Genomic DNA, 17,912 nt, shown 5'->3' with positions numbered 1-17,912 from the left:
AAGGACAATTATGCAAATAGCTGAGACCATGCAAAGGAGCCCCTTACTTATTGCCTGCAGTTGCGGCCTGCTTGTGCAGGCGATGAAAGGGCTATCTTTCCTACTGAGGGAGAGGAAGATCAACTTTAGGAGATTCGTCGAGACGGGAGGAATGCCGAGTTCCCACTCGGCCGCCGTGTGTGCTCTTTCCACGGCGGTTGGCAACATTCAGGGTTACGCATCGCCTCTCTTTCACGTGACTGCCTTCTTCAGTTTCATAGTGATGTTCGATGCGGCGGGCGTGAGGAGGGCGGCCGGTAAGCAGGCAAGGATCTTGAACCGCCTGGTTCATGAGCATCTCAAGAAGGCTAGAGAGGAGAGGCTCCGCGAGCTGTTGGGCCACACTCCCTTTGAAGTTTTTGTAGGCGGTGCGATAGGTATTCTGTATGCCTTGGCCTGGTTCTAGCGAACGGTTCCGCGACAGGCTGCGCATGGTCGGCCGTCTGGTCGTTCTGAGGCGGGCCGACTGAGAGGATGAAGAGTCGCTCGGTCCAGGTCGGAGTGGAAATGCCAGGAGGAGTTAGGTGGGAAGGCTTCTCGACAACATCAAAACGCCCGATGACTTGAAAAGACTCTCCGTCCCCGAACTCACCGAGCTCGCCGCAGAGATCAGAGAGAGAATTATCTCCGTTGTCTCCGCTACCGGCGGTCACCTTGCCCCGAGCCTCGGAGCAGTGGAGCTTGCCATAGCCATCCACTACGTTTTTGACTCTCCCAAGGACAAGATTATATGGGACGTGGGACACCAGGCGTACGCGCACAAGATACTGACCGGCAGAAACGAATCGTTCTCTTCGTTGAGGCAGGAGGGCGGCCTCAGCGGTTTTCCAAAACCAAGCGAGAGTGAACACGACGCGTTCGGAACCGGCCACGGCAGCACGTCAATCTCTGCCGCGCTCGGAATGAGCTGCGCACGAGACATAAGAGGAGAGAACTATCGCGTGGTGGCCGTGATCGGAGATGGTTCGTTGACCGGCGGGCTTTCTTTCGAGGGACTGAACCAGGCAGGCGGCCTCGGGAAAAGACTCATAGTCATTATCAACGACAACAAGATGTCGATCTCTCCCAACGTCGGCGCCCTGGCGAAGTACATGACCAAGCTCATATCGGCCCCGGGCTACAGGCGCTTTGAGGCGGACCTGTGGGAGCTGCTGGGCAGGATGCCGTCAGGCGGAAGGGCCAGGTATCTCGCGGGAAGGATCACCGAAAGTCTCAAGGGCCTTCTTCTTCCCGGAACGATCTTCGAAGAGTTGGGATTCAAGTACTACGGTCCCATTGACGGGCACAATATCTCGGATCTCATCGCGGTGTTGACACAGTTGAAAGAGGTGAAGATACCCGTGATGCTGCACACGCTGACAGTGAAGGGGAAGGGCTACAAGCGGGCCGAAGAGAATTCGAGCCTCTATCACGGTGTCGGCGCCTTTGACAAGATAACCGGCGAGGCGGAAAAGAAGACCAAGTACCCAACTTACACAGACGTTTTCGGCAGCGCGATTGTGGAAATCGGAGCTCAATTCAAGGACGTGACGGTGATCACGGCGGCGATGAAGGACAACACCGGCCTTGCGGGATTCGCCGATAGATTTCCAGAAAGATTCTTCGACGTCGGAATGGCAGAGGGCCACGCTGTTACCTTCGCGGCAGGGCTTGCGTCCAGAGGGGCGCTGCCTGTCGTGGCGATCTATTCCACGTTTTTGCAGAGAGCGTTTGACCACATCGTTCACGACGTGGCACTCCAGAATCTCAAGGTCGTGTTTGTGGTGGACAGAGCCGGTGTCGTTGGAGAGGATGGGCCGACGCACCACGGTTGTCTGGACCTTGCCTACTTGAGAGCCGTACCGGGTCTGACCGTCATGGCTCCGAAGGACGAAGGCGAACTGCGGAACATGCTTTTCACGGCCGTGAAGGCCTGCCCGGGACCGGCCGCAATAAGATTTCCCCGTTCGGAGGGAGTGGGGTCAGACGCGACTTTGGCCTTCAGTGAGCTTCGTGGCGGTCGTGCCGAGTGCGTGCGGGAGGGCGAGGACGTCGTCCTCTGCGCGATAGGCTCCATGGTGTATCCTTGCCTGGAGGCGGCCGAGATGCTTTCGGAGAAGGGAATCAAAGCGGGAGTCGTCAACGCGAGGTTCGCGAAACCTGTTGACGACGAGCTGATTTGCCGCCTCGCGAGGAAGTCGGGTAAACTGGTCACCGTCGAGGAAGGGTCGCTGGCGGGAGGCTTCGGCTCGGCGGTGCTCGAATGCCTCGAGGCGAACGGCGTCTGCGCCAGCGTGAAGCGGCTCGGAATTCCGGATGCCTTTATCGAACATGCGAGTAGGGGAGCCTTGCTGGAAAAGCTCGGGCTCACCGCCCGGGGGATTGCAAAGGCAACGTTGAGTTTTTTGGGGGCGAGTGAACTCAAATGAAGAACGTGGGCATTGTCGCGAATCTGAATAAGGAAAACGCTTTGGGTACCGTGAAGGAAATCGTGCAGTGGCTCGAACAGCGGGGGACAACGGCTTGGCTTGAGGAACGCGTTGCGACCGCAATGGGCAGAGAAGGATTCTCGCTCTCCGAGCTTCCGAGCAAATGCGAATTGATGGTCGCGTTGGGCGGGGATGGGACACTCCTTGCGGTTGCGAGACACGCATGTCGCGCCAGAATACCTCTCCTCGGTGTCAACCTCGGAGGTCTGGGATTCTTGACCGAGTTGACGGTTCCCGAGGTGATACCCACGCTCGAGAAAATCGGACGAGGGCAACTGTTGGTGGAAGAGAGAATGATGCTCGAGGCGCGGGTGGAGGACGCTTCCGGTCAGGTGACTTCGAGATACGCGTGTCTGAACGACGCCGTGATGAACAAGTCTGCCTTCTCGAGGGCGGTACAAATCAACATGTGGGTGTCGGACTTCTACGTTGGTACGTTCCTCGCGGACGGACTCATTGTATCTACTCCGACCGGTTCCACGGCCTACGCACTTTCGGCGGGCGGTCCTGTGATGAAGCCGACCATAAGGGCCCTGATCGCAACTCCTATTTGCCCGCACACGCTGGCCGTGCGGCCCCTCATTTTCTCCGAGGACGAGGAGCTGAAGATCGAGGTGCTCGCTGACAAGAGCGAGGTGACATTGACCATGGACGGGCAGGAGGGCCGGCGACTCGCCCGGGGCGAGAAGGCATTGTTCAGGAAGGCGAACGAGAGCACTCTGCTTGTCCGTTCCGGTGATCGGTCCTTCTACGAAGTGCTGAGAACAAAACTGGGATGGGGCGGGTTAGCGAAGCGCTAGAAGCGCGCGGGAGGCTTTCAGTCGTTGCTGAAGCAGCTCACCATAAGCGGACTTGCAGTCGTCAAGGAGCTCTCGCTGGAGTTCGAGCCCGGTCTCAACGTGCTGACGGGTGAGACGGGAGCTGGAAAATCAATCATAGTGGGGGCAATAGGGCTGGTAGTTGCCGAGAAGGCTGGTTCTGAAATCGTGCGGACCGGCGAAAAGGCGGCGAGAATAGCCGGCGTCTTTGAGATGGGGCGTAGCAGGGGAGTTCTGCGGGAGATTGAGGCAGCAGGAATCGAGTCAGACTCGGACGAAGTCGTCGTGAAGAGGGAGATCTCGTCGGAGGGACGGACGCGCGCCTACCTAAACGGTGAGCCCGTTTCCTTGAATGTTCTGAAGAGAATCGGGGATCTACTCGTTGACTTCCACGGCCAGCACGAACACCAGTCACTTCTCAGGAAGAGCACGCACGTCGATTTGCTCGACGCCTTCGGCTCTACACGTGAGCTGAGGGGGAAAGTCTGGGAGGTTTGCCTGAGCCTCAGGCAAACCAGAGATGAACTTGAGCGGTTTCTCTCCGGGCAACGCGAGGTGCAGGCGCAGATCGAGTTCACAAGGTTCCAGGTTTCAGACATTGAATCAGCGCAACTGAAGGAGGGTGAGGAGGAGAGACTCGAGGAAGAACGAGCCGTGTTGGCGAACTTTGAGAAGCTCGCCTCCGCAGTCAGAGAGGCCAGCAGTCTTCTCTACGAAGACGAGTTGGCGTGCGTAGAGAGGCTATCGAGGGCGTCGAAGGCCCTCAAGAGCGTCTCCGCAATAGATGGGAAGCTTGAGGCGCTCCAGGCGGAGCTCGCCTCCGCTGAGATTGCGGTGGGAGAAGTGGGGCGTTCGCTGGGAAGCTACTTGCAGTCGCTGGAGTTCTCGCCGTCGAGGCTGGACGAGATTGAATCGCGACTCGATCTGATCGGCAGGATGAAGAAGAAATACGGCCGGAGTGTGGCCGAGATAGTGCAGTTCGGAAAGGAACTCAAGTCGAAGCTCTCCTCGGCAGAGGGTGACTCGACGAGGGAGTGCGAGCTCGGAGCCGAAATTCAGGAGCGAACAACCGAGTTGAGAAAAGCCGCACAACTTCTCATTGAGAAAAGGCGAACGGCCGCAAAGAAGCTGGAGCGCGAGGTCGAAAAGGAGCTCGCCAGTCTCGGCATGAAGGACACCAAATTCGTGGTCGAATTGGAGCTCCGCGACGAGGAGTCGCACGACGTCGAACTTGAGGGAAAGAAGGTCAAAGTGGGCGCTCAGGGCCCTGGAGAAGTCCAATTCTTCATTTCTCCCAACGTGGGAGAGGACTTGAGACCGCTCGTGCGCATCGCCTCAGGCGGAGAGGTGTCCAGAATAATGCTCGCACTGAAGACGGTGCTGGTGCAGGCCGACGCCGTGGACGTGATGGTGTTTGATGAAATAGACGTTGGAATAGGGGGCAAGATCGCCGGAGTGGTTGGTGAGAAACTGAAGGCGCTTTCGCGCGCCAAGCAGATCATCTGCATCACGCACATCCCGATGATTGCCTGCCTGGGAGATACGCACTTCTTCGTGTCGAAGGAGGTTGAGGGGGGAAGAACCTATGCCAGCGCGAAGGCCTTAGGCCGCGAAGAGAGAGTGAAGGAGATTGCACGCATGCTGGCAGGAGACAAGGTTTCCGAAACCACCCTCAAGCAGGCGAGGGAGATGCTAGTGCGCCCGTAGCTCAGCTGGATAGAGCGGCGGACTCCGGATCCGCAGGCCGAAGGTTCGAATCCTTTCGGGCGCACCATGGGAAATCCGCGAAAGCAGAATGGAGAGACGGTGATGTTGAAGACCGTGCGCGATGGCAAGAAGAGGGCGCGCCGTGCGATATTCGGCGAGTGGCACGTGAGAGCTTTGATGTCCCCGGGTTTCCTGGGGCTGGGGTTGCTCATGGTGGTTGCGGGATTGTCCGGCAGTGCCGGATACGCCGTGGCGGAAGATAATCTGCTCGTCAGGATTCCGTGGAAGGACGCCTCTGAGCTTGATTTTGTCGAGAGTGCGGGTCACGTGCTCCGTTACTCGCAGCCTGGTTTTGCGGTCTTTGAGGTCAGAGAAGGTGAACTGGCTGTTCTTCGCTCTGCGGGGGTGACGGCCGAAGTCGTCGATACGGTGTGCGCAGGCAAGCGCTACTGGCTTCTCACACCGGCCGACCCCGCGTCGAGGGACTCGCTTGCCGCGTACGGGAGGCTGGTGCCTCTGGGGGGCGGCCTTTACCTTCTTGGTGTAGACGAGACGCTGGAACCGCGTCTTCCTGGTTTCGTCTCTTCGCTGACGCTGTTGCCCGAGAGAATGGGACGTGAGACGGGGTTCCCAAGAGGCAGGCCTGCCGAGCTCGGGGTCGGGAGAGGAACCACCGGTGTGCTGGGGATTGCCGATGAGCGGTTTCTTGGTGCCGTTGCGAGCGAGGTGAACGAGGACTCCATAAGGGCGACGGTTCACTTCTTGAGCTTCGACGACGACTCTGCCAAGCTGCGGAGCCGCTATACGTTTTACGGGTTTTGCCCTGACTCTCGTCCTGACTCGCTTGCGATTCCTCTGTGGCTGAAGGCGAAGCTGGAGGCCTACTTCGGTGGAAGGGGTACTGCTTCGCTCGACTCCTTTGTTTTTCGTTACGCCGGGGTGAACTACACTCGGTACAACGTGGTCGGGCGAATTCCGGGTCGCGTACCCGGCAGCGGCACGTTTGTCCTCTGCGCCCATTACGATTCGAATGGAGGTAGGACGGTCTATCCGGATCCGGACAGAAGATGGGACTGGAGGGTAGATCCTGCGCCGGGTGCGGACGACAACGGGAGCGGCGTGGCGAGCGTGCTCGAATGCGCCAGGGCCTTGAGTGATCTGGAATTCGACTTTGACATGGAGTTCGTGCTCTTTTCTGCCGAGGAACAGGGCCTTTTCGGGAGCGCGGCCTACGTCGCGAGTCGAAAGGCTCAGGGCTACAACATGCTCGGTGCTCTGAATTTTGACATGCAGGCATACAGAGAGGCGGCAGACTCCACTTTTCTCCGGACAAACGCTTCTTCCGATTGGCTCTCCGCTCACATCAAGAATGTTTCGGAGAGCCTGTTCGATTCGATCGGGGTGCGAGTCGGACTGGTCCAGGTGGTGGGTCCTTACGACTCGAGTGACCATTCCTCCTTTTGGTCGGCGGGCTTTGACGGCGTGCACTTCTTCGAGCAAGGCGGTTCTCCAGTCGTCAACCCGTACTATCACACGATCGACGACACGGCAGGCACGCTCAACTACTCCCTGGCCTGGAAAGTCGCGAGGTTAGGCGCCGCGTCCGTGGCCTATTTCGCTACGACGACCGACCCTTGGGATCTGGAGGTGCTGTCGGGAGATCTGCTACTTAGGCTGGAGGGACGCACCCTGTCGATCCAGGAGGGAGACGTCGGAAGTGTCCTAAGCATAGGCCTGTCCTTTCACAACCTGGGCGCGGCGGTGCCGGAGACAATCTCGGTACGCGTGGGCGTCTACGACGGGACTCCCTCTTCCGGTCGGCTGATGGGGGAGAGACTCATTTCCGTCGCGACCACACCGATTCCTTCGGGCGGAAGCCCGGTGATCGAGCCTCTGAGTTGGCTGCTCACTGAGAGCGACGTTGGAGCGCACTCCATCTATCTCGTGATTGACGCCGGTGAGGCGGAGGGAAACAGGGACAACAACGTTGTCTCAAAGGCGTTGCTTGTCCGCTCGGCGACCCTCGCGATAAAGAAGTCTTTTGTATTTCCGAACCCCTCGAACGTCTCGCTCGCTGACGTTAGGCTGAGGGTTTTCGTGACCCGCGAGGCAACCCTCACGCAAGTGGACGTATACGACATCTCGGGTCGGAAAATCGGGGGGTGCAGGGACGGAGACTGCCGTTGCGCGAGCCTGGTTCCGGGAGACAACGACGTGGCGTTGAGCAACGTCCTTTCCGGTGGCGCGATCGCGCCCGGCGTGTACCTCTACCGGCTGAGCGTCGACGACGGGGCACAGAAGAAGGTAGACTACGGAAGGTTTGCAATTGTGAGATAACAGTTGCGCGAAAGTGATGCGGTGACGTGATGAGGCATTTCGACAGAGGTAGCTTTGAAAGCGGACTCGGCTTGAGACGCCGCGGGCACGGCCGGAGCGTGAGCCTTCGCGCGAGGCCCAGGGCGGAGTCGGGGACTGGATCGGGAGAGCGCCTCAGTGGCAGCAGGGAGTACCTGGCGAGTCGGTTGGTGCTACTGGCCTTAGTAGTTTTTCTCGCGGGCATGGTTCTCTACGCCCTCGCGAAGTTCTTCCACATGGTCCGCGTCAGAGGGCTTGACCTTCGGGAGATTTTCTTCGTTCCTGTAGGTCTCGTCATAATCCTCCTCGTTCTTGGCGGAGTGACCCGCCGCTTGTTAAGGGCCATCAAGCAGGCTAAGATTCCTGGTTCCTCGAGATAGCTGGCACAGAAGTTGCTCAATTGGCGTTGGGATAATTGAGGTTGCACGGTTTTTCATTGAGTTAGGGGCGTTGGCAATGCCTTCCCTAGTGTGCGACGAAAGATTTCTTGGCACCCTCGTTGAGATTTCGAGCCTTATCACGGCTGGCGAGGAGATGGAGAAGACTTTCTCGAAGGTGCTCTCATGCACGCTGGAGGTGCTGGAGGCTGAGGCCGTATTTCTTGTTGCCTTGGAAGGGAGTGGAGTGGCGAAGTATGCGAAGAGGAGACAGGAAAGCGGTAGTGAAGGGCCGATGGAAAAGCACGAGGGCGCGGGGGACAGGGGCGTTGTGCGTTGGGTGATGATGGAGGGGAAGCCTGTGATTATCCCGAAGGTGGCGGAGCAAGCCGGGTTGGGGGAGGATGCGGACATGGTGCCGGGCCTTGGAACCCGCGGTTGCATATGTGCGCCACTCAAGGCGCGCGAGGCGGTGCTGGGCGTTCTTGTCGCGGTCAACAAGCTCAAGGGCGGATCGTTCAGCGAGTCGGACCTGAGCGTGCTGTGTGTGCTTGCCAATCAGACTGCCATAGCAATAGAGAACGCGGATCTGTACAAGCGAGTCGAGCAACTCGCGGTGACAGACGAACTCACTCAAGTCTACAATTTCAGGTATCTTAAGACTGCTCTTCGCAGAGAGCTGGATAGAGCTGCTCGATTCGGCGAGGCGTTCTCGATTTTGATGTTGGACGTGGACAACTTGAAGGCCTACAATGAACGCTTCGGTCACCTGAGGGGCAGTACGGTGTTGAAGCAGTTGGCGTACGTAATCAAGACGACTGCAAGGAGCATCGACTTCGTAGCGAAGTACGGTGGAGATGAATTCCTGCTCATCCTTCCTCACACGCCTAAGGAGGGAGCCCTCGTGCTTGCGGAACGCGTGAGGATGGCGGTGGCCAGCGTGCCATTTCCGGAAGTGCCCAGCGGCGAAATCACCTGCAGCGTTGGCGTGTCCACTTATCCTGAAGACGGTCAGAGCGTTGGTGAAATGATAGAGTCGGCTGACATTGCCCTGTACGATGCAAAGCACGGTGGAAAAAACCGGGTCATGTCGGCCCGACGAGGGAACAGCAGGGAACCCGTGTGATCATATTGATATTTGGGAAGCGATAGCGCTTGTGGTAAGATGGCGCTTTGGTTTTGACGGCAATTGGGGGGATGTTCGCTCAGGTTCACTCTTCAAACAAGGGAAAGCCAGCAACAGGCAATGTCATCGGGAAAGGATAGAGGAGTCACTTTGAATCGGCACGAAACAATCTCAGCGGGAGCCGAAGTTCTTCGTTACTTCAGAGCGATGAGGAGAAAGTTGCGGTACATCCTGCTTCCCGTCGTTCTTGTGCCCTGCGCCGCGATTACCGGTCTCACCCTTGTTGCCCCCGTGTATGAATCCTCGAGCGTCGTTATCTATGAGGAAAAGCTTCCGTTTGCCCGCGAAATGGGTGACATGATCGTTCAGAAACCGACGGGAAGCTACGAAGATGCTGGTCGACTGGTGCAGATAGAGGCAAGGCTGAAGAGCGGGATCTTCCTCGGCGAGGTGGTTCAAGAGCTGAAGCTGAGGTTGCCGGGGAACGCGCCGGAGAATCTCGAGTCGGCGAAGGCGCACGGAGTGAGTATCGAGGAGTACGAGAAGAGACTGATGGTGGACGCTCTGAGGAGGAGCATCAAAATTGCGGAGATGGGACCGAATCTTTATAGAATCACGATTTCGGACCCTGACCCGGAGAGAGCCTTCCGCTTGACGGACGGTGTCACGGGGTTGTTTGTCGAGTACGTCACGAAGGGGCAGTTGGCGGACATAAGGGCCGCGGGCACGTTCAGCGAGGATCAGCTTCCGGTCTACGAGGAAAAGCTAAGGCAGAGCGAGGAGAAGCTGAGGCAGTTCCGGGCCCAGATGGCCACCAGGGCCGCTCGCGACGGCGTGTCGGGCGGGAATAACGTCGCCTCAGCGCGGTCTGTGTTGGAGCAGACGGAGACGGAGATCGCCGAGCTTGAGGCAAACCGCAAGACGTCCAAGGAGGCGATGGACGCAACCTATCCGAACGCGGTGAATCCGGTCACGCTCATAAGAAGCAGCGGCATCAACTCGGCATACGCCCGGCTCGCGAAGGAAGAGCAGGCCGATGTCCCGTTGCTCGTTCAAGGAGTCTCGAGGAGTTCGATCATGGAGAGGGTGGGACTGGCCAGGGAGAGGCTGCTTGCGGCGATAGAAGAAACGGTCGGCAATACTCTCCGCGGCTCGCCCGACGGTCTTCTCTCTTTGGTGTCCGAACAAGTCTATGACGACTACGTTGTACGTTCTCTGGAGAAAAGAAGGGGGCTCGTCTCGGGTTTCGTGGGGCAGTACAGTCGGGCGGCAGGAAGAAGACCCCAGGACGAAATGGAGCTAGCGAGGCTGGGGCAGGAAGTCGAAGCCAACAACACGGTGCTTCAATCACTGAGGCGCCAGCTCACTTCGTCGCAGATATCGGAGGCGGCCCAGACCACGAGGCTGGGCGTCAGAATCGAAGTCATTGAGCCGGCCACCAGGCCCTTCACCCAGGCAGGGCCGGGAAGGGACAAGATTCTGATACTGGCTTTTCTCCTTGGTCCCTTCATGGGGATTTGTTACGTCGTTCTGTCGGAGTACATGGACGATTCTGTGAAATCAGTCGGTGACGTCACGAGTGCTCTGGGCATACCCGTGCTTGGCACGATCCCGAAGGTGCCGGGCGCGACTTTCTGGGAAACGACGAAGGCAAGAAGGTGGCCATACTATGTGGTCCTTGCCGCGCTGATACTCACCGTGGGCTTTAAGCTGGCCCACGAACCTCTGGCGAACCTGCTCGGCAGAGGCCAGCAGGGGCTTGAGGTAGGGATTTCTCTGGAGCAAACGGAAGGACCTTGACGGGAGATGAGCAAACAGGAGACGACAAGGGAATTGTACGCCACAGGTGAGCAAGAGCGCCTCGCGCCAATTGCCAGAACCGTAGGCCGGCTCCCGCTCAGCGATGTTGGCGGGGACTCACCCGTGGGGACCGAGTTCCACAGGCTCTCCACTCGGTTGTCCAGGATGGATGCGCAGCGCAAGCTTTCGGTGATACTGATCACGAGTGCGAGGAGAGGGGAGGGGAAGACGACGACGTCTGCCTGTCTTGCCCAGGTGGCGGCGACGCACTCGAAAAAGAAGGTCGTCGTCGTGGATTGTGACCTGAGGAAGCCGCGTTTGCACAACCTGTTCGGCGTGAGTCAAAGGGTGGGTTTGGCTGATGCGTTGACGAGTCTTCTGCCGCTCTCTTCTGTCGTGAAAAACACCGAGCTTTCGAATCTGAAGTTGGTGACAAGCGGCAGAGGAATAGGCGTGCCCACCGCGTTGTTCGAGTCCTCCGTGTTCAAGGACATTATAGGAGAGCTGCGGGCAAACTTTGATCTCGTGATTCTAGACACTGCTCCCGTCTTGCCTGTGTCCGATGCCTTTCTGATATCGGGGCATTGCGACGGAGTTCTGCTTGTCGTCATGGCGGGACGGACTCCCGTCGAGGTTGTGGCCAGAGCAGGGTCTTTGCTGAGCGAAGGGGGCGCAAACGTATTGGGTGCCGTAATAAACAATGCAGACGAGGTACTTCCTTACTACTACGACTACCACTACTATGGGTACGGAGATGAAAAAGGGACAAAGAAGAAATCCAAGACCTAAGGATGAAGTCGTGCGTTCGGGCAAGACGAGACGCGGAAGCGGGACTTCGGAGCGAACGGGCGCAGTGTTGCGGAGCCTCAAGGGACGAATAGAGACTCGCAAGGCGCGGATAGCTGTGATTGGTCTGGGATACGTTGGACTTCCTCTCGCTGTCGAATTCGCGCGATCCGGGTTCCGCGTCACTGGGATCGATACCGAGAAGGCAAAGATAGACCGTGTGAACAGCGGAGATTCCTACATTCGGGACGTGTCAAATGACGAGCTTAGGCGGGAGGTTCGAGCGGGTCGGCTCGAGGCGACCCGCGAGTTCTCGAGGCTGCTCGAGATGGATTGCGTAAGCATATGCGTTCCCACTCCACTTAGAAAGACCCGCGATCCGGACGTTTCCAGCATCGTGAACGCCACCGGACAGATCGCAAAGTTTCTTCATCGCGGAGAGCTCGTTGTCCTCGAGAGCACGACCTATCCCGGCACCACTAACGAATTGATACTACCCATGCTCGAGGAAACCGGGCTGAAAGTGGGAAAGGACTTTTTCCTGGGCTTCTCTCCCGAGAGGGTTGACCCGGGAAACAAGAAATTCATGACTAGGAACATCCCCAAGGTTGTCGGCGGCGTGACGCCGCAGTGCAGCCAGGTCGCCGTGGCCCTGTACAGATGCTGCACGCCTTCGGTGGTGCCCGTGTCTTCTACGCGGGTTGCAGAAATGGTGAAGCTTCTGGAAAACACCTTCCGCAGCGTGAACATCGGGCTGGTAAACGAACTCGCGCTCATGTGCGACAAGATGAAGATTGACGTGTGGGAGGTCATCGAGGCGGCGGCCAGCAAGCCGTTCGGCTTCATGCCGTTTTACCCGGGTCCGGGTCTGGGAGGTCACTGCATCCCGATAGATCCGTTCTACCTTTCTTGGAAGGCGAAATTGAGCGGTTTCGAGGCGAGATTTATAGAATTGGCAGGGCAAGTGAACGGAAGCATGCCGTATCACGTGGTCAATAAGGTCGGAGAGGCACTGAACTCGGTTCGCAAGAGCGTTAACGGCTCGAGCATATTGCTTCTCGGCGTGGCGTACAAAGCCGACGTGGATGACGCACGGGAGTCCCCCGCGTTGGACATCTACCAGATGTTGACTGGGCTCGGCGCAGAGGTGTCATATTGCGACCCACACATTCCTGAGATAAGAACGGACCGTTTTCACATGAAGGCAAAGCCTTTGACCGCTGAGCTGCTTGAAAAGGCTGATTGTGTGGTCATAACCACTGCGCACAGCGCCTTCGACTACAAGATGATCGTCTCCAAGGCCAATCTCATCTTTGACTCTCGGAACGTCCTGAAGGGAATCAAATCAAAAGGGATATGGAGACTCTAGAAGAGCGAGGTTTTGTTTCGGACCATGTGTAGGTATTTGGTTACAGGCGGTGCAGGCTTTATTGGCTCGCACATCGTTGAGCGACTTCTCAAAGAAGGCCTTGACGTCACGGTAATCGACGATTTGTCGACGGGCAAAGAAGAGAATATCGAGGCCGTGATAGGCGCTTCCCAAGGCAAGGGCAGGCTCGAGGTCGTGAGAGGCGACATCCGTGACGAAGCGACCGTGAGAAAGGCGTTGCAGGGAGTCAAATACGTATTTCATGAGGCGGCCCTGTGCTCGGTTCAGCGCTCGGTCGTGGATCCCGTTCCCACCAACAGCGTGAACGTCGGTGGCACGCTGCTCCTTCTTAAGGTCGCACGTGAGTCGGGGGTCAAGAGGTTGGTATACGCCAGTTCGTCCTCGGCATACGGCAACGGCGCCGGCCTCCCGAATCGCGAGGAGATGAGACCCAACCCGTGCTCTCCGTACGCTCTCAGCAAGTTCACGGCGGAGGAATACTGCCGGGTTTTCTCCTCGGTGTACGGCCTGGAGACGGTTTCGCTCCGTTACTTCAATGTTTTCGGTCCGAGGCAGGATCCGAACTCTGAGTATGCCGCAGTTATCCCCATCTTCATGTCACTGGTCCTGTCGGGAGGCACGCCCGTGGTTTTCGGCGACGGAGAACAAAGCAGGGACTTCACGTTTGTGGATGACGTGGTAGAGGCTAACCTGCTTGCCTGCCGCAAGGAAGGAATCAGCGGACGCACTTACAACATCGCCAGGGGAAACCGCAAGACCTTGAACGAGTTGGTAGAGACCATCGGACGGATAAGCGGTCTGGCCGTGAAGGCCAGATACGCGGAGCCGCGAGCGGCAGAAGTCAGGCACTCCGAAGCCGCCACCGAGAGAGCCGAACGCGAACTTTCTTTCAAGGCCGCGGTTAGTTTCGAGGAAGGGCTGCGGAAGACGTTCGGCTGGCTCAAGGACTGCAGAAGCTAGATCACAACACTCATCTCATCCCGGTTCAGTGTTTGAGACACTTTCCCCTACGGTGAAATTCATGATCAACGCTCTCTCCGTCGACGTGGAGGACTATTTCCAGGTCCGCTCCTTCGAGCACAAAGTCGCCTTCTCGTCGTGGGACTCGTACGAGACCAGGTTTGGAAGGAACACGAGGGAGCTCGTCGAGCTTTTCGGAAGGTACAACGCGAGCGCCACGTTCTTCTTCCTGGGTTGGAATGCCGCGAAGGACCCCGGCCTGGTGAGAGACGTCGTAGCAGCGGGTCACGAAATCGCTTCGCACGGCTGGAGTCACAGGCTCGTCTATCGACTGAGCCGGTCTGAATTCAGGGAAGAAGTGATGAGGACGAAATCCCTGTTGGAGGACATTTCGGGTTCACGGGTAGTGGGTTTTAGAGCACCGAGTTACTCCATCACAGAGAGGTCCATCTGGGCACTCGAGGTGCTCGCCGAGACCGGTCACCTATATGACTCGAGCATCTATCCGATCCGGCGCAGAGTGTATGGGATTTCCTCGGCAGAACGACGACCGCACCTTAGGAAGGTGGGGAGGGGGGAGATCGTAGAGTTTCCCATGTCGACGGCCAGATTCGCGAGTTGGAATATCCCCTTTGCTTCCGGGGCCTACCTGAGGCTGATGCCGTGCTGGATTACGAAACGCTTTGTAACTTGCGAAAATGGCCGCAATCTGCCCGTCATGGTGAGCGTTCACCCCTGGGAAGTGGATCCCTGCCAACCTCGAATGTGTGCAATAACTGAACGGCCCAACCACTATTTGCGCCTCGGCCGGACGCGCCCCATCCTTGAGGTCCTGCTCCGTGCATTCCAGTTCGCTCCGGTCAGGGGCGTTCTTGAGGACCTGGGTCTGCTTCCCAGTTGATTTCCCCTCCGTGACCGCCCGGTCCTACTGCCGTGCAAAATCCCCCTTTTTGTGCGAAAAAGCCGCAGCGGAAGAGAAGAATCTTTGCCGAGATGCGCCGCCATCCCCCCGATAAGTGCCACAACTTACTTTCTGCGCAGCAATTGCAGAGATATCAGTTGCGAGAACGTAGTGGCACAGGGCTTGCATTTGTGGAGCGTGGGAGGCCCGGTCTGTCGTGCGATTGAACCCCAATTGGGAATTCCCTTGACTTGATCCGGATGCCTAGATAGTCTGCACGTCGACAAAGACGTTCATCCGCGACCTGCAAATCGAGATTGCGGCACGTTGTGGGGAGGTGATTCATTCGGCCTGTTTCACTTTACTGGTTAAGTTTCTTGGACATTGCTCCGACTAGAAAGAAGGGAGGATAAGGGAATGAAGTTCTTAAAGAACCTTTTCAAGAACGAGAAAGGTGCTGCGGTTACGGAGTATGCGCTTCTTATCGCGTTGGTTGCAATCGCGGTCATAAGCGCGATCATACTGCTGCGCGACGAGCTGATTCGTGTGTTCACGTTGATAGCCGGCAAGCTGGGTGAGGTCCCCGGCAGCTAAATGTCGTGAATCTTATCACGACTGAGAGGAAAGTCCCTCGAGCCGGGTGAGCTACCCGGTGAGGTAGCCCCCGGCCTGAGGGATTTGTCTGGTGACGGATCTTAGGTTTAGAAGGCGGTTCCGGGTGAAAATTCTCTTACCAAAGCTTCGATCCCAAAAAGGCGCGGCAGTAGTAGGATGCGCACTTGTCGCGTCAACGCTCTTTGCGATCGTTGTGACCCCGCCCTGGTTTTCCGGGGCGTGGGTGCTCCTCGGCGTCCTCGCTGCCTCGCGCGTTCTAGTGAAAGACATTCAAGTGAAGGTTCCCTTCGAGGGTTTTCCTTCCAAGGGCACACTTGTGACTGTAGACGTTGCAATAGGTTCTCGTACCTCTTTTGGAAATCTGTTTCCTAAATTGAGCGGATTGCCTCTGAGAGCGGCCTGCACTATGCGCAGGGAAATCTGAACTTGAGACGGAGGTTTTTCAAGTGACCAGAATCAGGGTCGTCGTGATTCTCGCTGTCGTTTTTGGACTGCTGGCAAGCGTAGCGATCTATCGTTATCTTGCCCAGTACGACAAGATAGTAAAAGAGAGAAAAGTCTCTACTCAGCCGGTGGTTGTCGCCTCGAAGGAGCTTCCGTTCGGGACGATTCTTGGCGAGGACAACACTCAGACGGCCAGTTGGCCCAGGGAAATAGTCCCGACAGGCGCCATGAGTTCCAGCCAGGAGCTGGCGGGCCGAGTTGTGAGGACGCCCATCACGATCGGCGAGCCGATTCTGGAGAACAAGCTCGCACCCGTTGGAGCGGACAGGGGACTGCCAATGCGTGTGCCGACTGGCATGCGAGCCATGACCGTTCCCGTGACCGTGGTCAGCGGCGTCAGCGGGTTTGTATTGCCCGATACAAAGGTGGACGTGGTTGTTACGATTCGGCCGGAGACTGAAAAAGAGACGGTGTCGAAAATTGTGCTTCAAAACCTGCTGGTGCTTGCCGCGGACGAGAGGCTCGAAGACAACGGCGGCAAGCCCATGAAAACGCAGTCTGTGACGTTGCTCGTGACTCCCAGCGAGGCGGAAAAGCTTGCTCTGGCGTCAAGCAGCGGAGAGATCCAGCTGGTGCTGAGAAACCCTGCTGATGCGGACTCTGCCGCAACGTCGGGGACCACTGTTCTGAGGATGCTTGAGTCGAGAGAACCGGTGCAACGCGCGGCTCCGGTGCGCATCGTGAGGGCGCCTCGCCCCGTGGTCACTCCGGCGCCCCGAACCGAGCAGGTGGTGAAGCCCGTCAAGAAGCCGATACAGGTTGAAGTGATACGTGGAAACAAACGAAGCGAAGAGAAATTCGAGGAGAAGGCAGGGGATTAGGCAGTAGCTGGAAGGGAATCGTTGTCTCGTGGTTTCTACCCGCAGCTTTTCCTGCAGAGGCATGGCGCGGGAAATGGAGGGGAACGTCAGTGATGTTCAGAATGAGAGGTTTTGCCTGGTTCGTGATTTCCGGGCTCCTTCTGATGGCTTCTGGTTCGCTCTGGCCCGCTAGTGCGGCAGCGGTTCCTGCCGGATCGCTCCTCAAAATGGAGGTCGTAATCGGCAAGTCTCAGGTCCTGGCATTTACCGAGAACATCACCAGAGTTTCTGTGACGGACCCCAACATTGCCGATGTGATGGTGGCCTCACCGAGACAAATCCTAATCAACGGAAAGGCAGCGGGGACGACGAGCATGGTGGTCTGGGACAGCGAAGACCGGCCAATGTTCTACGACCTTGTCGTTCATACCGACACTTCCTTTCAGCAGGTCATGCTCAAAGTGAGATTTGCGGAGGTCAACCGGACGGCCCTCAAGAACCTGGGAATCGATCTGGTGGGAAATGAGTTTGTGAAGATAGATCTTGACCCTTCGGAGGCCGGTGAGAAGTTCACCGACTTGACGGTCGGGAGCTTTTCGGGACTAGTTGCTACGCCGTCGATACCGCTCAGTGTTACGTCGGGCGTTTCTATGTTCGTGTCGCTAACGCGTGGCGACTACGATATCTCCGGGATACTGAAGGCTCTGGAGAAGAAGGGTTACGTCAACACTCTTGCAGAGCCAACGCTTGTCTCAATAAGCGGTCACGAGGCCAAGTTCCTGGCCGGCGGTGAGATTCCCGTCCCCATCGTAACGCCAACCGGCGGTGGGGTGACCGTGACGATCGAGTGGAAAGAGTTCGGAGTCAGTCTGACGTTCACGCCGACCGTCGTGGACTCTGGCGTGGTGAACCTGAAGGTGGAGCCTGAGGTGAGCACGCTAGACTGGGACAACGGCGTCACGCTTAGTGGATTCAGGATACCTGCCTTGAGGACGCGGAAAGCGCAGAGTACGGTGGAGCTGAGAGACGGACAAACTCTGGCCATCGGGGGGCTCATCACCAGTGAAGAGGTTAGAAGTGTCTCCAAGATGCCCATTTTGGGCGACATTCCCATAATTGGACTTCTTTTCAAGAGCACCAGTTTCATGAAGAACGAGTCAGAGGTTGTCATGCTGGTCACTCCCAAGATCGTCACCTCTTACAGCGCCCTGGAGGTCCCGACGTGGCCGGGGACGGGCAAGGCATCGGCAGAGAAATAGAGGAAAG

The 17,912-nt window shown here is 57.5% G+C and carries 16 protein-coding genes and 1 tRNA gene; all 17 read left to right on the top strand.

Annotation, left to right across the window (positions count from 1 at the left end; all coding sequences use genetic code 11):
* Positions 1-10: 10 nt before the first annotated feature.
* The 17 genes from NTX17_00440 (at position 11) to NTX17_00360 (ending at position 17,905) form a co-directional block, all read left to right on the top strand.
* Entirely contained in the window at positions 11-445 is a 435-nt protein-coding gene (locus tag NTX17_00440; GenBank protein ID MCX5799853.1) for a divergent PAP2 family protein, read from the top strand.
* 118 nt (positions 446-563) lie between these two features.
* Complete coding sequence (gene dxs, locus NTX17_00435; protein MCX5799852.1) at positions 564-2,447, top strand: 1-deoxy-D-xylulose-5-phosphate synthase; 1,884 nt, start codon at positions 564-566, stop codon at positions 2,445-2,447.
* Entirely contained in the window at positions 2,444-3,307 is an 864-nt protein-coding gene (locus NTX17_00430; protein MCX5799851.1) for an NAD(+)/NADH kinase, read from the top strand. The genes dxs and NTX17_00430 overlap by 4 nt, the downstream gene beginning before the upstream one ends.
* Before the next feature lie 24 nt (positions 3,308-3,331).
* On the top strand, positions 3,332-5,032 hold the full coding sequence (recN, locus tag NTX17_00425; protein ID MCX5799850.1) for a DNA repair protein RecN: 1,701 nt from the start codon (positions 3,332-3,334) through the stop codon (positions 5,030-5,032).
* A tRNA-Arg gene (locus NTX17_00420) sits at positions 5,023-5,099 on the top strand. The genes recN and NTX17_00420 overlap by 10 nt, the downstream gene beginning before the upstream one ends.
* Before the next feature lie 35 nt (positions 5,100-5,134).
* Positions 5,135-7,369 carry a M28 family peptidase gene (locus tag NTX17_00415; GenBank protein ID MCX5799849.1) on the top strand — a complete coding sequence of 745 codons (2,235 nt, stop codon included), beginning with the start codon at positions 5,135-5,137 and terminating at the stop codon, positions 7,367-7,369.
* A gap of 29 nt (positions 7,370-7,398) precedes the next feature.
* Complete coding sequence (locus NTX17_00410) at positions 7,399-7,767, top strand: hypothetical protein (protein ID MCX5799848.1); 369 nt, start codon at positions 7,399-7,401, stop codon at positions 7,765-7,767.
* 76 nt (positions 7,768-7,843) lie between these two features.
* Positions 7,844-8,890: a sensor domain-containing diguanylate cyclase gene (locus NTX17_00405; GenBank protein MCX5799847.1), complete on the top strand. Its 1,047-nt coding sequence runs from the start codon at positions 7,844-7,846 to the stop codon at positions 8,888-8,890.
* A 150-nt stretch (positions 8,891-9,040) separates the two neighbouring features.
* Positions 9,041-10,690: a hypothetical protein gene (locus tag NTX17_00400; GenBank protein ID MCX5799846.1), complete on the top strand. Its 1,650-nt coding sequence runs from the start codon at positions 9,041-9,043 to the stop codon at positions 10,688-10,690.
* A 6-nt stretch (positions 10,691-10,696) separates the two neighbouring features.
* Complete coding sequence (locus NTX17_00395) at positions 10,697-11,479, top strand: CpsD/CapB family tyrosine-protein kinase (protein ID MCX5799845.1); 783 nt, start codon at positions 10,697-10,699, stop codon at positions 11,477-11,479.
* Positions 11,445-12,845, top strand: a complete 1,401-nt coding sequence (locus NTX17_00390; GenBank protein MCX5799844.1) for a nucleotide sugar dehydrogenase — start codon at positions 11,445-11,447, stop codon at positions 12,843-12,845. The genes NTX17_00395 and NTX17_00390 overlap by 35 nt, the downstream gene beginning before the upstream one ends.
* A 24-nt stretch (positions 12,846-12,869) precedes the next feature.
* On the top strand, positions 12,870-13,826 hold the full coding sequence (locus NTX17_00385) for an SDR family oxidoreductase (GenBank protein MCX5799843.1): 957 nt from the start codon (positions 12,870-12,872) through the stop codon (positions 13,824-13,826).
* 61 nt (positions 13,827-13,887) lie between these two features.
* Entirely contained in the window at positions 13,888-14,727 is an 840-nt protein-coding gene (locus tag NTX17_00380; GenBank protein MCX5799842.1) for a DUF3473 domain-containing protein, read from the top strand.
* 417 nt (positions 14,728-15,144) lie between these two features.
* Complete coding sequence (locus NTX17_00375; protein MCX5799841.1) at positions 15,145-15,321, top strand: Flp family type IVb pilin; 177 nt, start codon at positions 15,145-15,147, stop codon at positions 15,319-15,321.
* A 124-nt stretch (positions 15,322-15,445) separates the two neighbouring features.
* Entirely contained in the window at positions 15,446-15,766 is a 321-nt protein-coding gene (locus tag NTX17_00370) for a hypothetical protein (GenBank protein MCX5799840.1), read from the top strand.
* A gap of 22 nt (positions 15,767-15,788) precedes the next feature.
* The gene (gene cpaB / locus NTX17_00365) at positions 15,789-16,667 is read left to right on the top strand and encodes a Flp pilus assembly protein CpaB (protein MCX5799839.1); all 879 of its coding nucleotides are present in this window, start codon (positions 15,789-15,791) and stop codon (positions 16,665-16,667) included.
* 92 nt (positions 16,668-16,759) lie between these two features.
* Positions 16,760-17,905 (top strand): pilus assembly protein N-terminal domain-containing protein, encoded by a 1,146-nt coding sequence (locus NTX17_00360; GenBank protein MCX5799838.1) that lies wholly within the window; start codon positions 16,760-16,762, stop codon positions 17,903-17,905.
* Positions 17,906-17,912 lie beyond the last annotated feature (7 nt).

The organism is Candidatus Eisenbacteria bacterium, assembly GCA_026388185.1.
GTDB lineage: Bacteria > Eisenbacteria > RBG-16-71-46 > JAFGJU01 > JAFGJU01 > JAPLKG01.
This window is presented reverse-complemented; position numbering and strand designations above follow the sequence as displayed.